At 51.4% G+C, this 14,433-nt stretch carries 14 protein-coding genes; all 14 read left to right on the top strand.

Annotated elements, in window-relative coordinates; genetic code table 11:
• The first annotated feature begins 2 nt into the window (after window positions 1-2).
• The 14 genes from fliS (at window position 3) to fliN (ending at window position 14,428) form a co-directional block, all read left to right on the top strand.
• Window positions 3-407 carry a flagellar export chaperone FliS gene (gene fliS, locus N7E60_RS10805; RefSeq protein WP_069589317.1) on the top strand — a complete coding sequence of 135 codons (405 nt, stop codon included), beginning with the start codon at window positions 3-5 and terminating at the stop codon, window positions 405-407.
• A gap of 166 nt (window positions 408-573) precedes the next feature.
• Entirely contained in the window at window positions 574-2,058 is a 1,485-nt protein-coding gene (locus N7E60_RS10800) for a sigma-54 dependent transcriptional regulator (protein WP_077479283.1), read from the top strand.
• Between the two features lie 139 nt (window positions 2,059-2,197).
• Window positions 2,198-3,247 (top strand): sensor histidine kinase, encoded by a 1,050-nt coding sequence (locus N7E60_RS10795; RefSeq protein WP_077455547.1) that lies wholly within the window; start codon window positions 2,198-2,200, stop codon window positions 3,245-3,247.
• Entirely contained in the window at window positions 3,244-4,647 is a 1,404-nt protein-coding gene (locus tag N7E60_RS10790; protein WP_269597480.1) for a sigma-54-dependent transcriptional regulator, read from the top strand. Before N7E60_RS10795 ends, N7E60_RS10790 begins: the two co-directional genes overlap by 4 nt.
• Window positions 4,648-4,758: 111 nt before the next feature.
• Window positions 4,759-5,070 (top strand): flagellar hook-basal body complex protein FliE, encoded by a 312-nt coding sequence (gene fliE, locus N7E60_RS10785; protein WP_269597479.1) that lies wholly within the window; start codon window positions 4,759-4,761, stop codon window positions 5,068-5,070.
• Window positions 5,071-5,085: 15 nt separating this feature from the next.
• Window positions 5,086-6,864, top strand: coding sequence for a flagellar basal-body MS-ring/collar protein FliF (gene fliF / locus N7E60_RS10780; protein ID WP_069587135.1), 1,779 nt, complete (start codon window positions 5,086-5,088; stop codon window positions 6,862-6,864).
• A complete protein-coding gene (gene fliG / locus N7E60_RS10775; RefSeq protein ID WP_269597478.1) occupies window positions 6,854-7,909 on the top strand; it encodes a flagellar motor switch protein FliG in 1,056 nt (351 codons plus the stop codon). The genes fliF and fliG overlap by 11 nt, the downstream gene beginning before the upstream one ends.
• Before the next feature lie 25 nt (window positions 7,910-7,934).
• Window positions 7,935-8,924, top strand: a complete 990-nt coding sequence (gene fliH / locus N7E60_RS10770) for a flagellar assembly protein FliH (protein WP_269597477.1) — start codon at window positions 7,935-7,937, stop codon at window positions 8,922-8,924.
• The gene (gene fliI, locus N7E60_RS10765; protein WP_077639657.1) at window positions 8,921-10,240 is read left to right on the top strand and encodes a flagellar protein export ATPase FliI; all 1,320 of its coding nucleotides are present in this window, start codon (window positions 8,921-8,923) and stop codon (window positions 10,238-10,240) included. Before fliH ends, fliI begins: the two co-directional genes overlap by 4 nt.
• Window positions 10,241-10,243: 3 nt before the next feature.
• On the top strand, window positions 10,244-10,693 hold the full coding sequence (gene fliJ / locus N7E60_RS10760; RefSeq protein WP_069587140.1) for a flagellar export protein FliJ: 450 nt from the start codon (window positions 10,244-10,246) through the stop codon (window positions 10,691-10,693).
• A 94-nt stretch (window positions 10,694-10,787) separates the two neighbouring features.
• Entirely contained in the window at window positions 10,788-12,395 is a 1,608-nt protein-coding gene (locus N7E60_RS10755) for a flagellar hook-length control protein FliK (protein ID WP_269597475.1), read from the top strand.
• 32 nt (window positions 12,396-12,427) lie between these two features.
• Window positions 12,428-12,919 (top strand): flagellar basal body-associated protein FliL, encoded by a 492-nt coding sequence (gene fliL / locus N7E60_RS10750; protein ID WP_077479275.1) that lies wholly within the window; start codon window positions 12,428-12,430, stop codon window positions 12,917-12,919.
• Between the two features lie 8 nt (window positions 12,920-12,927).
• Window positions 12,928-14,013, top strand: coding sequence for a flagellar motor switch protein FliM (gene fliM, locus N7E60_RS10745; RefSeq protein ID WP_077662865.1), 1,086 nt, complete (start codon window positions 12,928-12,930; stop codon window positions 14,011-14,013).
• 16 nt (window positions 14,014-14,029) lie between these two features.
• Window positions 14,030-14,428 carry a flagellar motor switch protein FliN gene (gene fliN, locus N7E60_RS10740; protein WP_269597473.1) on the top strand — a complete coding sequence of 133 codons (399 nt, stop codon included), beginning with the start codon at window positions 14,030-14,032 and terminating at the stop codon, window positions 14,426-14,428.
• Window positions 14,429-14,433 lie beyond the last annotated feature (5 nt).

Raw genomic sequence — 14,433 nt, 5'->3', positions numbered from 1 at the left:
CTATGAGAGGCTCACTACAGGCCTATAAAAAGGTCTCTGTTGACAGTCAATTAAGCGCCGCGTCGCCTCATAAGGTCATACAGATGTTGATGGCCGGTGCGATTGAACGCTTGATTCAGGGCAAGGCCGCCATGGCACAAGGCGACTTATCCGTCAAAGGTGAGCGGTTAGGTAAAGCGTTGGATATCATTATTAATCTCCGCGCTTGTCTATCAATGGATGATGGAGGCGAAATTGCCAACAACCTGGATGCGCTTTATGACTTTATGATTCGCCAAGTCAGTGAGGCGAATTTGGAAAATAAACCGGAACCCATCGACGATGTGATTGAGATTTTACGTGAGATAAAATCGGCGTGGGACCAGATTCCGTCCGAATACCATAATCTGACCCAAGCGACCAGCTAAACAGCCTACCAAAAGACTGACATGGCACTGGAGTCACAGGTTTACTGTGTCTCCGGTTGCCTTATGTGCGTTCTCTATTACAATGTCTTGATTAAAATTGAGTTTGTTGCGGCTTTTTAGCACGTGACAACAATAATATATCTATCAGGGCAGACGTATCTCACACATGCAAGATTTAGCAAAAATCCTTGTTATCGATGACGATGACCAGTTTCGTCACGATCTCGGCGTGATACTCGACTTTATTGGCGAGCGTTACGCGCTTCACTCGACAGCAGATGTCAGTGACGCACTTTGGGAGCAAAACTGGGGCGCATGTTTTCTTGGCCACGTCCGCTCTTCTGCCTTGCTTGAAAAGGTACTTGAGCAGCTTGCTACCTATCATCATGTTCCTGTTATCGCGATACGTCGCCACGACCGTGAGCTTTCAGGACTGCCAAACTATGTCGGTGAACTGGGTCTCCCCCTTAACTACCCGCAATTATTTGACGCGCTTCACCACTGTCGAGAGTTTGCAGGAAAACAGGCATTTAGCATTCCGCAGCTTAGCGGTGACAATACCGCCTTTCACAACATGGTCGGTAAGAGTGAGGCGATGGGGCAAGTCCGTCGTTTGGTAGACCAAGTGGCTGCCACCGAAGCGAATGTATTGATTCTGGGTGAGTCGGGTACTGGTAAAGAAGTGGTCGCTCGACACATTCATCATGCTTCCTCACGAGCATCCGGTCCTTTTGTGCCGGTCAACTGTGGTGCCATCCCAGCAGAGCTTTTAGAAAGCGAGCTATTTGGTCACGAAAAAGGCGCGTTTACGGGGGCGATTTCCGCGCGTAAAGGACGCTTTGAGTTGGCCGAGGGCGGAACCTTATTCCTTGACGAAATTGGCGATATGCCCATGCCGATGCAAGTTAAGCTGCTAAGAGTGTTGCAAGAGCGCACCTTTGAGCGAGTCGGGGGAAATAAGAGTATTCGCGCGGATGTCAGAGTGGTTGCGGCCACACACCGCCAGCTTGAGCAAATGATTGAAGAGGGCGATTTTCGCGAAGATCTTTACTATCGCTTAAACGTGTTTCCGATCGAAATGCCGCCGCTTAGAGAGCGTCTTGACGACATCCCAATGCTGATACACGAACTGATGTCGCGTCTCGATAGTGAAGGAAGCAGCCGTGTGCACCTCTCACCACGCGCGATCAACTCGCTCATGGAGCATGAGTGGCCCGGTAACGTGCGTGAGCTCGCCAACCTCATTGAACGTCTTGCGATTTTGTATCCGGGACAGCTTGTTGACGTCAACCACCTTCCTGCTAAATATCGTTATAGTGATATTCCAGAATTTCAGCCGGAAGCGTATTCGGTGGAAGAAACCGCTGTGGCTGAACGTGATGCCTTAACGGCGATGTTTAGTGAACCCGACGATGATCCTATGATGGATGAGATGCCAGGCTTTCACGATAGTCCAGGCGCGGTCGTGCTACCGCCGGAAGGCGTTAACCTAAAAGAAATGCTGGCGGATTACGAAGTTGATTTGATTCGACAAGCTTTGGAGGCGCAATCAGGCGTGGTTGCTCGCGCGGCAGACATGCTGAGTATGCGAAGGACGACGCTAGTCGAAAAGATGCGGAAATACGGGTTAAATAAAGAAGAATTGATTTAAACCGACCGTGTGTCAAAAAAGCGGAGTCAAAAAAATGACTTCGCTTTTTTGTTTCTAATTGCATGATATAAATAGCTATTTTTATGGCATAATCCCTGCTTAATTGGATAAAACCTTTATCAAATCGTGTATTGCCGAGATGGAAAGCCAATCGTCGCCACTGGGATCAGTGGACCAACAAGTTACGCGTTATAAACAAGTATTGGATGTCATGCCTGCTGGTGTGATTTTGCTTGATTCAAACGGCCGAGTGGCAGAAGCCAATCCAGAGGCTCGTCGCTTGTTGGGTGAACCACTCACGCAAGAACGTTGGTTTGACGTGATCCAACGCGCCTTCTCTCCGCGTGATGATGATGGGCATGAAGTATCGCTAAAAGATGGCCGCCGAGTAAAGCTTGCCATATCGGCATCAGATTCTGGTCAACTGATCTTGATTACCGATATGACAGAGACCCGCTTGCTGCAATCACGGGTCAGTGATCTGCAGCGGCTTTCATCCTTAGGGAAAATGGTGGCTTCCTTGGCACATCAGGTGCGAACACCGTTATCCAGCGCCATGTTGTATGCGGCGAATTTAGGTGCACCCAATCTGAATGAAGCCACCCGACAGCGTTTCCAGTTGAAATTGCTCGATAGGCTGCACGATCTCGAAAAGCAAGTGAATGACATGCTGTTATTCGCTAAAGGGGGCGATAACAAAGTGGTTGACCGGTTTACGGTTGAGCAGCTCTTTAATGAGTTTGAGCCTATGGTGGACGCGGTCGTTCAAGGAAAGAATGTTGATTTTGCCATCAATAGTGATGACGAAAGCGTGACCTTGCTGGGAAATGTGAATGCCTTAGCGAGCGCACTAAGTAACTTAGTGGTAAATGCTATTCAGGTTGCGGGAAAGGCGTGCCAAGTCGTGGTCGATGCGCGCACGCATGAAAGCAATCTCTTGTTGTCGGTTGCCGATAATGGCCCAGGTATCGCACCTGAGCTTCAGGCGAAAGTGTTAGAGCCCTTTTTTACCACCCGTCAGCAAGGGACGGGCTTAGGGCTTGCCGTTGTTCAAATGGTTTGCCATGCCCACAAAGGCACCTTGACGCTGCAGTCAGAGCCGGGTCAAGGCGCTTGTTTTACACTGTGCTTGCCGTTGGCAGACACCCCTGCTGCAAAAAGCAGTGATAGCGTAGGAGAAACACAATGAGCCAAACAACTGTCCTGATCGTCGAAGATGACGAAGGTTTGCGTGAGGCCCTCGTCGATACGCTTGCCCTTGCCGGATATCACTGGATCGAGGCTGATAGTGCCGAGCAAGCCTTGCTGACCTTAAAATCAGAGGCGGTCGATATTGTCGTTTCCGATGTCCAAATGGCCGGAATGGACGGGCTCGCTTTGCTGCGAACCATCAAAAATAACACCCCGAATTTACCGGTGTTATTGATGACAGCCTACGCCAACATTGAAGATGCAGTGGCCGCGATGAAAGAAGGGGCGATTGACTATATGGCCAAGCCGTTCGCGCCTGAAGTGCTACTCAACATGGTCAGCCGTTATGCTCCGGTTAAAGCGGACAGCTCGGACGCCATTGTCGCGGATCCTAAAAGTGTCGCATTGATGGCGTTGGCTGACAAAGTGGCCGCGACCGATGCCAATGTGATGATCTTAGGGCCGTCAGGCTCGGGTAAAGAAGTGATGGCGCGATATATCCACGATCATTCTGTGCGCGTGGCGGCGCCTTTTGTCGCGATTAACTGCGCGGCCATTCCAGAAAACATGCTGGAAGCGACACTGTTTGGTTACGAGAAAGGTGCATTTACTGGCGCCGTACAAGCTTGCCCAGGGAAATTTGAGCAAGCTCAAGGTGGCACCATTTTGCTGGATGAAATTAGCGAAATGGACTTGGGTCTCCAAGCTAAGTTATTGCGGGTACTTCAAGAGCGTGAAGTTGAACGCTTAGGGGGCCGTAAAAGTATTCAACTGGATGTTCGCGTATTGGCCACCAGTAACCGCGATCTCAAAGAGTATGTGGCCGAAGGGCATTTCCGAGAAGATCTGTATTATCGGTTAAACGTCTTTCCTATTACCTGGCCTGCGCTCACAGACAGGCCCGGTGATATTATCCCACTGGCGAGTCATTTGTTGTCACGCCACTGTCAAAAACAAGGCATGCCGTGCCCTACATTAAGTCAAGATGCAGAGCAGAAACTCCTCCACTATCCATGGCCCGGCAACGTCCGTGAGCTCGACAACGTGATGCAGCGCGCTCTGATTCTGGCGAGCAATGCCTGCATTCAAGCGAGTGATATTTTGCTAGAGGGCCATGATTGGCATGATGCCTCTGGCTTACAGCATCGAGTGATGGATAGCCAGCCGGTGGCACCATCGGTTGCGACATCAGCGGCATCCTTTTCCGATCCAACGATAAACGGTAATGCTGGATTGGGGAATGAGCTTCGGGATCAAGAGTTTGCTATCATTCTAGATACTATTCGTGCTTGTGAAGGACGCCGCAAAGAAGTGGCTGAGCGGTTAGGGATCAGCCCGCGAACATTGCGTTATAAATTAGCCAAAATGCGTGATGCTGGGATTGAAATTCCAAGCTAACGCCCTAGGATGTGAGGCCTTTGCCAACGTGGCCTCAAAGTTGCAAGTTAGCTGTCATGGCGGAGAAAATCTGACCAAGTTGACAAAAAATTGACACAGTAAGGATCGACGATGAAAGTCAATGCCCTGTCCCAAGAGATGCAAGCCATGGCGGTGGCCGCGAAAAACGTGTCGCAACCAGCGACGGGCCAACAAGTGAGCCAAGAATTTGGCGATATGCTGGCCAGCGCGATCAACCATGTTAACGGATTACAAAAAACATCGGGTGAACTTGCCACGCGCTTTGATGAAGGCGACCGTAGTGTCAGTTTGTCGGATGTGATGATCGCACGTAATAAGTCGAGTGTGGCATTCGATGCAACGGTTCAAACCCGCAACAAGCTGGTTGAAGCGTACAAAGAACTGATGAATATGCCAGTGTAATGTAGGAATTAACCAGTGGCTGAAGAGAATCAAAACACCGATCTGGCAGTCTCCGAAGGGGCGGCAGCATTGCCATCCACGGAGCTTGGGCCAGAGATGGATCAAGACGTACAAGACCCGGATGCGTTAGAGCAGTCTGCCAAGTCTGACTCGCTATTCGGCGACTTGGACATGGTACGTCAGATGATCCTCGTGTTAGCGGTCGCTATCTGCGTCGCGTTGATTATGATGCTGTTTTTCTGGGTTCAAGAACCCGAAATGCGTCCACTGGGCTCGTATGAAACCGAGGAGCTAATTCCGGTGCTTGATCACCTCGATCAAGAAAAGATTAATTATCAGTTAGATGGTAATACGATTCGTGTCCCTGCGGATGAATACTCATCGATTCGTTTGGGACTGACTCGGGCAGGATTAAACACCGCAACCGCTGAAGGCGATGATATCCTTCTTAATGACATGGGATTTGGCGTCTCACAACAGCTTGAGCGCGAGCGCTTGAAACTGAGCCGCGAACGTCAACTTGCTGCCGCGATTGAAGAAGTCCGTCATGTCCGCAAAGCGCGCGTGCTGCTGGCGATGCCAAAGCAAAGCGTGTTTGTGCGTCACAATCAAGAAGCCTCAGCAACTGTATTTCTCACGCTTGGCGGCGCGAATACACTCGGACAAGAAGAGGTGGACTCGATTGTCGATATGGTTGCCTCTGCCGTTCCATCCCTGAAACCGACCCGTGTAACGGTAACCGATCAGCATGGACGTTTGTTGAACTCGGGGAGTGAAGATCCTGCCACGGCAGCACGCCGCAAAGAATATGAGCTTGAGCGTAAGCAAGAGCGCCAGTTACGCGACAAAATCGATTCTATTCTCATCCCAGTATTGGGTTTGGGTAACTATACCTCGCAAGTCGATGTGTCGATGGACTTTAGTTCGCTAGAAGAAACCCAAAAGCAATTTAATCCCAATACGCCCGCCACGCGCAGTGAGTACACCCGTGAAGACTACAATAGTAGTGATATGGTCGCAGGGATCCCGGGGGCGTTAAGTAATCAGCCACCGGCGGATGCATCGATTCCTGAAGACGTTCAAGATTTGAAAAATGGTGGCGCAGGAGACACGGGCTCGGTCAGTCGTGAAGCCACGCGAAACTTTGAATTGGACACCACCATCCGTCACCGTCGTGCACAGTCTGGCATTATTGACCGCCAAACCGTCTCGGTCGCGGTCAACTTTAAGCAAAGTGTGGATCCGGAAACCGGTGATGTGGTGAAAACGCCACTGACCGATGATGAAATCGCAAAAATTCGTCGTTTGTTGATGGGCGGTGTCGGTTTCAGTGAAGCGCGTGGGGACGTGATTGAAGTCATCGCGGTGCCCTTTGTTGAGCCTGAACAAGATATGGCGATGGATGTGCCAATTTGGGAGCATCCAAACTTCAACGACTGGGTGCGCTGGATGGCGGCGGCATTGGTAATTATCGTGGTTATCTTGGTGCTTATCCGCCCAGCCATGAAAAAGCTGTTGTACCCAGCGCTCGACGAAGATGGCAATACCGTGGGGCCCAATGGCGAGATCTTGGGACCCGATGGCTTACCCATCTCTCCTGACGGTGATGACATTGGCCTGATTGGCTCGGAGCTTGATGGCTCAAGTAACTTTGCGATGTCTTCATCGGATGTGTCCTTGCCAAACTTACACAAAGATGAAGACTTGTTGAAAGCGGTGCGGGCATTGGTGGCGAACGAGCCAGACCTAGCCGCACAAGCTGTGAAGAACTGGGTAATGCAAGATGGCAAATGAAGTCGCGACAACCGACGGTGAAGAGCAACCGGGCACCAGCTTTGATGTCAACTCGTTGAGTGGCATTGAAAAGGCAGCAATTTTGTTGTTGAGCCTGAGTGAGCAAGATGCGGCGAGTATTATTCGCCACCTTGAGCCAAAGCAGGTGCAACGCGTCGGTGCGGCCATGACCTCAATGACTGACCTTAACTCTGATAAAGTGGCCGCTGTTCACCGCGCCTTTCTCGAGGAAATCCAAAAATACACCTCAATCGGGATGGGTAGTGAAGACTTTGTCCGTAATGCACTGGTGGCTGCGTTGGGTGAAGACAAAGCCAACAACTTGGTCGATCAGATTTTGCTTGGCAGTGGCTCGAAAGGCTTGGATTCACTCAAGTGGATGGATCCTCGTCAAGTGGCGAGCATCATTATCAACGAGCACCCGCAGATACAGACCATTGTACTTTCGTATCTCGACCCCGAGCATTCCGCGGAGATCCTCTCACAGTTTGTTGAACGTGACCGGTTAGATCTGATGATGCGGATTGCCAACCTCGAAGAAGTTCAGCCTGCTGCATTGCACGAGTTGAATGAAATCATGGAGAAACAGTTCGCTGGCCAAGCGGGGGCGCAAGCTGCCAAAATTGGTGGCTTGAAGGCAGCAGCTGAGATCATGAACTATATGGACAACAGTATTGAAGGCGTGTTGATGGACTCGATTCGCGATCAAGACGAAGAGATGGCCTCGCAAATCCAAGATCTGATGTTCGTATTCGACAACCTTATCGATGTCGACGATCGCGGTATTCAAACCATGCTGCGTGACGTGCCGCAAGAAGTCTTGCAAAAAGCGCTTAAAGGTGCGGAAGATAATCTACGTGAGAAAATCTACCGCAACATGTCTAAGCGTGCGGCAGAAATGCTGCAAGACGATATCGAAGCCATGGGACCGATCCGTGTCTCAGATGTAGAAGGGGCTCAGAAAGAGATCCTGTCTATCGCGCGCCGTCTCGCGGATGCGGGTGAAATCATGCTTACGGGTGGTGGCGGCGACGAGTTCGTTTAGGCCATTCACGTATCAGAGGTAAATCATGAGCCTAGATAAGCGTCGTGGCTACATTCGTGCTGACGAAGCACAGACAGAAACCATTGATCGATGGGAACTGCCTCCTTACGGCGATAAGCAGTCTTTACCCAAAGAAACCGCACTCAACTATGACCCGAGTTGGGAGCCGGAGCCCGAACCGGAACCCGAAGAGTCGGAGCTAGCGCCTGAACCTTTAACCGCGGATGCGCTCGAAGCGATTCGTCAGCAAGGCTACGACGAGGGCCATGAGGAGGGCAAGCAGCTTGGTCATCGTGAGGGGTTAGAAGCGGGCCTTGAAGAGGGACGCGAGAAAGGCCACGAAGAAGGTAAAAAAGCAGGCTTTGACGAAGGCGTTGCCGCTGGGCAAGCGCTAATAGAGGAGCGCTGCCAGCATCTAGATAGAATTTTAAATCAGCTTACGCACCCGCTCGAAAAGGTTAATGAAGATGTCGAGCAGCAGTTGCTATTGATGGTGCAAGCGTTGACCAAATCTCTGATTGGCGTCGAAGTGCAGACCAATCCGCACGTGATCTTACAAACCTTACGCGCCGCCATCGAGGCACTGCCGATTGCTGATCACCCCGTTACTGTATCCCTACACCCAGATGATCACGCGGTAGTCAGTGATGCATACGGGCCAGATACCCTTGCCGCGCGCGATTGGACGTTACAATCCGAGCCAGCACTGTCTCGTGGCGATGTGCACGTAAAAGCGAAAGACTCGGTGGTGGATTACCGTCTTGCCGAGCGTGTGGACACCTTGTTACGAGAGTTTCATGGTAAAAACCAAGCGCGCCCGTCGGACGCAGTGTCCCAACAAACGGATCCTGTGACAGAATCTGAGCAAACCATGCCTGATCACGCGCAACAGGAGGCGGACGCACCGCAAGAGCATGCGTCGTCAGAGCTAGACTCTCAAGCTAGCTCACAGGATAAGCAAGCACCGTCGGCTGAGCAAAACGAATCCGTGGATCAGGGCAAAGGTGAGTCATGAGTGCATTGGCAGAGCGACTCAAGCACTGGCAAGTTGATAACCTCGCCCCCAAACCCGTCGCATCGGGGAAATTGGTCCGTATGGTGGGATTGACACTCGAGGCCATTGGCTGTCGCGCGCCGATTGGCTCTGTCTGCTCGGTCGATACCCTTAATGGCACCATTGAGGCCGAAGTGGTTGGTTTTGCCGGTGAGCTACTTTATCTGATGCCCAATGAGCAAGTGTCTGGTGTGCTTCCTGGTGCACGTGTGACGCCGCTGGCAGAGCGGGGCCATTTGGCGGTGGGGATGGAATTACTCGGCCGAGTGATCGACGGTATGGGCAACCCTTTGGATGGAAAGGGCGATATCTATACTGATAAGCGTGCTAGCTTAGAAGGGACGCCAATCAACCCCTTGGCGCGCCAGCCGATTCGTGAACCTTTGGATGTGGGTATTAAGGCGATTAATGGCCTTTTAACCGTCGGCAAAGGGCAACGTATCGGCTTGTTTGCAGGCTCGGGGGTAGGTAAGTCTGTCACGCTTGGCATGATGACACGAGGTACGACCGCACAAGTGGTTGTGGTGGGGCTCATTGGCGAGCGTGGTCGCGAAGTCAAAGAGTTTATTGACGATATCCTCGGAGAGGAAGGACGCGCGCGTGCCGTGGTGGTTGCAGCCCCTGCCGATGCGTCACCACTGATGCGCCTCAAAGGGTGCCAGACTGCGTTGACCATTGCCGAATACTTTCGCGATCTAGGGCTCGATGTGCTCTTGTTAATGGACTCTTTGACTCGTTTTGCGCAAGCGCAGCGTGAAATCGCTTTATCGGTTGGTGAGCCACCGGCCACCAAAGGGTATCCGCCGTCGGTTTTTGCGCGTTTGCCTTCGTTGGTTGAACGTGCCGGTAATGGCGCGGTTGGGCAAGGTTCGATTACGGCGTTTTTCACTGTACTCACTGAAGGTGATGACTTACAAGATCCGATTGCAGATGCAGCCCGCGCCATTCTTGACGGGCATATCGTGTTATCGCGCGAGTTGGCTGACAGTGGGCATTATCCTGCGATTGATGTTGAGCGTTCGGTCAGCCGTGTGATGCCAAACATCACCAGTGAAGAGCAAATTCTGATGTCTAAAGCGGTGCGGCAAGTGTTGTCCGTTTGCCGAAAAAATCAAGACTTGGTCTCGATTGGCGCGTACAAGCCAGGCTCAGATGCAGCGGTTGACCAAGCATTTAGTATTAAGCCGCGATTGGATGGGTATTTGCAGCAAGGTATGAAAGAAGTGGTTCCCTATGATATGTGCGTCAACATGTTACGCTCAACCTTGCAGGGGTAATCGATGGCTGATCATGCACTGACACTGCTGTTGGATAAAGCCCAAGAAGATGAAAAGCAGGCGCAGCTTGCCGTTGTCGCGGCGCAGCAATCTTTGGATAATTACTATCGTCAGCTGGAGCAAATCGAGCAGTACCGCTTGGAGTATTGTCGGCAAATGAGTGATCGCGGCCAGCAAGGTTTATCGGCCAGTGCATTTGGCCACCTAAACAAATTCATAGTCCAGCTGGATGAAACCCTAGCAAAACAGCGAGATGCAGAACATCAGTTTAAAGAGCATCTCGATAACTGCCAACAAACCTGGCATCAAGCGCGGCAGTATCGGCAATCGATAGAGTGGCTAATTGAAAAGCGTGAACGTGAGCAAGCGGAGCGAGAACGCTATCAAGAGCAGCGCCAAATGGATGAAATGGCAGCGATTATTGCTCGCCGTCGTCCTTCCCCCTTCTCTTAATCTCATAATGGCGCGATAATTGCTTTGTCATTACCACGACGAGCGAGTATTCGCCTCGCGAACAGGTGGTTTACACGGTAATGATGAGAGACCTATGACGCAGTCTAACCTGACGCTTTCTAATCTATCTGCCAACATCGCGCCAACGCCAAGCGAGGGCCAGCCTTTAGCTGGACAAGCTAAGGCGTCGCCAGAAGCGGGCTTTTTAGCGACATTACGCCAAACGCTTCAGCAAGATGGCGCGGATGGCGAGTTGCCCATTGAGTTGATGGCGGATGGCAAAACCTTACTGGTTGATGGCCAAATGATCGATGCCGAGGCAATGCTGGCCGATGGTATGTTCAGTGAAGCAGAAATGGCCCAAATTGCCGATATGACCGCGATGGAGGAAGGGGAAGCACTGCTTGCACGCTTGAATCAAGCTGCCGCAACGCTGAATGGCAAAGATTTGCCTGTCAAAGCGGGTAGTGAATCACTGCTCAATGCTGACAACATGACAGGCGCCGACAAAGAGGCGTCAAATGACAAAGCGTTAGCATCATTGCAGAAACAGATGCACGAGCATGCCCAAGCGCAAAAGGTCTCGCGAGAAGCACTGTTAGAGACGTTGTCACGGCAGCTGCCTGATGATGTCGATCCAGAACAGGCGCTGGCGCAATTGTCGCCCAACCAGCTAGCGGCACTGGTAGCGCAAGTGAGAGCGAATCAACAGGCGCGCAGCGGGACCAGTCTCAGCAGTGACGAACAAGGGATGGCATCTGCACAGCCAGACAAAGCGATGAAGCTCGCGTCGGCGTCGATCCCTTGGGCCGAGGCCAAAGCCGGCGCGGATGAAACTGAAAAAAAGGGTAAAGAGTCGGTTGTGGCTAAAGATATCGCCGCAGCGTTGGCTGCGCGTTCGGCAGACAATCTGGACAAGCAGCGTCAAGCTAATCAAACGACTTATCAATTGCATGCCGGTGACGGGGAGAGCAGCAGTAAGGCCTCTTCATCGTTGACCGCTCAATTAGGACAGGCGGGCGCGAATGCGCTAGCCAGTCAGCAGGCGCAAGCGGCAGGGTTGAGCAAAGCTGCGGTAAAAGCCATGACTGAGAAGGCGGCAAACGCGGATAAAGCAGCGGGAGTGGATGGTAGTGGGTCGACACGCTCCGATACGCTGATGCAGCAGTTAGCGACTAGCTTAGGAACGTCATCGGCGCAAGCACATACTGCGCGTCAAGATATGCAAGCGGCACAAAATGCTCAAGCCCCCTTACCCATGGGACAATCGCCTGCAGAAGCGGGCGCGGCACTCAGTGAGCGCGTTAATGTAATGCTGTCGAAAAATTTGAAACAGGTTGATATTCGCCTTGATCCACCTGAATTAGGCCGGATGCAAATTAAGCTGGGTATCAACAATGACCAAGCGACTGTGCACATTACCGTCGCGAACCATCAAGCACGCGATCTCGTCGAACAAGCGATGCCGCGTTTGCGTGAAATGTTACAGCAGCAAGGGCTACAATTAGCCCAAGGCTCGGTCCAACAGCAAGACAGTGGTGCCCAACAAATGGCATCGGGTCAGCAGCAACAAAGCGGCGCAGGCCAATCGAGTGGGGCTGCATCCGGGATGTCGGGGCTCGATGACGGTGTTGACGAGGTATTAACCAGCCAAACCATACAGGTTTCACATAGCGATAGAGCCGTTGACTATTACGCTTGATGTGGGTGTAAAGATGAGGAGCACGAATAACGATGGCCGATGATAACAATCCAGAAGCGCCTGAAGGTGGAAAGAAAAAGCTGATCATCATTATTGCTGCAGCTGTGTTGCTGCTGTTAGTGGCCGGTGGTGCAGCGTTTTTCTTCTTATCTGGAGGAGATGACAGCCAAGACGATATTGTGCTTGAAGAGCAAGCAATGTCACTGCCAGCGATTTATGTCACCTTACCGCGCCCGTTTGTGTTCAATGTGACGGGCGACGAGCAGCAACGTCTCGTTCAAGTTAAGGCTCAGCTGCTGGTGCGAGGCAATGAAATGGAAGCGCTTGCCAAAGAAAATTTGCCCTTGGTGGAGCACGCGCTGTTGAATACCTTTGGGGCGGCAACCGCTGAGCAATTGCGTACACCGCAAGGCCAACTCGAAGTGAGGCGGCAAGCGGCCGAGAATGTGCGTGCGGCCTTGATTAAAGTCACCGGTGAACCTGTGGTAGAACGGGTCCTGTTTACCGGTTTTGTGATGCAATAGGTGATGACGTGACCGACCTACTCAGCCAAGACGAAATTGATGCGCTCCTTCACGGTGTTGATGACGTCGAAGAGGATGATAACGAGCCCGAAGCCGGCGAAGGTGGTGCGGTAGGGTTTGATTTCTCTTCGCAAGACCGTATTGTGCGCGGTCGCATGCCGACGCTTGAACTTATCAATGAGCGCTTTGCGCGTCACATGCGCATTAGTTTGTTTAACATGCTGCGTAAAACCGCCGAAGTATCGATTAACGGCGTGCAGATGATGAAATTTGGCGAGTACCAAAACACGCTCTATGTCCCGACGAGCTTAAACATGGTGCGTTTCCGGCCATTAAAAGGGACCGGGCTTATCACCATGGAAGCACGATTAGTCTTCATCTTGGTGGAAAACTTCTTTGGTGGTGACGGACGTTTTCATGCTCGGATTGAAGGGCGTGAATTTACTCCGACCGAGCGACGAGTGATTCAAATGCTGCTCAAGCTCGTGTTTGAAGATTACAAAGACGCGTGGGCACCGGTGATGGAAGTGGCCTTTGAATACCTCGACTCAGAGGTAAACCCGGCGATGGCCAACATTGTTAGCCCAACAGAAGTAATTGTGGTGAGCTCGTTCCATATCGAGCTTGACGGCGGCGGTGGTGATTGCCACATGGTTATGCCGTACTCCATGCTAGAGCCGATTCGGGAGTTGCTAGATGCGGGTGTCCAAAGTGACAAAATGGACACGGATGTACGCTGGAGTAAAGCGTTACGCGATGAAATCTTGGACGTTAATGTCGAGCTCAGTGCCAAGCTGTTAGATACTACGCTGTCATTACGCGATTTGATGGAGTTGCAAAAAGGGGACGTGATCCCTGTCGATATGCCAGACGCGTGTACAGTCTTTATTGAAGATTTGCCGACCTATCGTGCCAAAATGGGTCAGTCTAACGATAAGCTAGCACTCAAAATCGTTGAAAAATTGAAACGGCCAGATATGGCTAAATCAGATATTTCACTGCTTCAGGACAAGCCAGAATTGCTTGACGACTTAGAAGAAGATTTACCGATTGATGGTAAAGGTGGCAGTGATACCAGTAATCAAAACCAGTAAACAGGGGTGAGACGTCATGGATCAAAATGATGTAGATGATGATTGGGCTGCCGCCCTGGCCGAACAGTCAGAAGTGGAAGGCTCTGATGAAGTGCAAGCGGCACCATTAGAAGAGCTGACGGACGACAGTGAACAGAGAATTGGCCCAGAAGAGCAACGCAAGCTGGATGCCATTCTCGATATCCCTGTGACCATATCGATGGAAGTCGGGCGCACACAAATAAATATTCGTAATTTGCTGCAATTAAACCAAGGCTCTGTGGTCGAGCTAGATCGATTGGCAGGGGAATCGCTTGATGTGCTGGTGAATGGCACCTTAATTGCGCATGGCGAAGTGGTTGTGGTGAACGATAAATTTGGTATTCGGTTGACGGATGTGATCAGCCAGACTGAGCGAATTAAGAAGTTACGATAAGGAAA

Origin of the sequence: Salinivibrio proteolyticus (genome assembly GCF_027286365.1) — a bacterium.
Classification (GTDB): Bacteria; Pseudomonadota; Gammaproteobacteria; order Enterobacterales; family Vibrionaceae; genus Salinivibrio; species Salinivibrio proteolyticus.
Note: the sequence above shows the minus strand (reverse complement) of the source record. Positions and strands in the feature narration are given on the sequence as shown.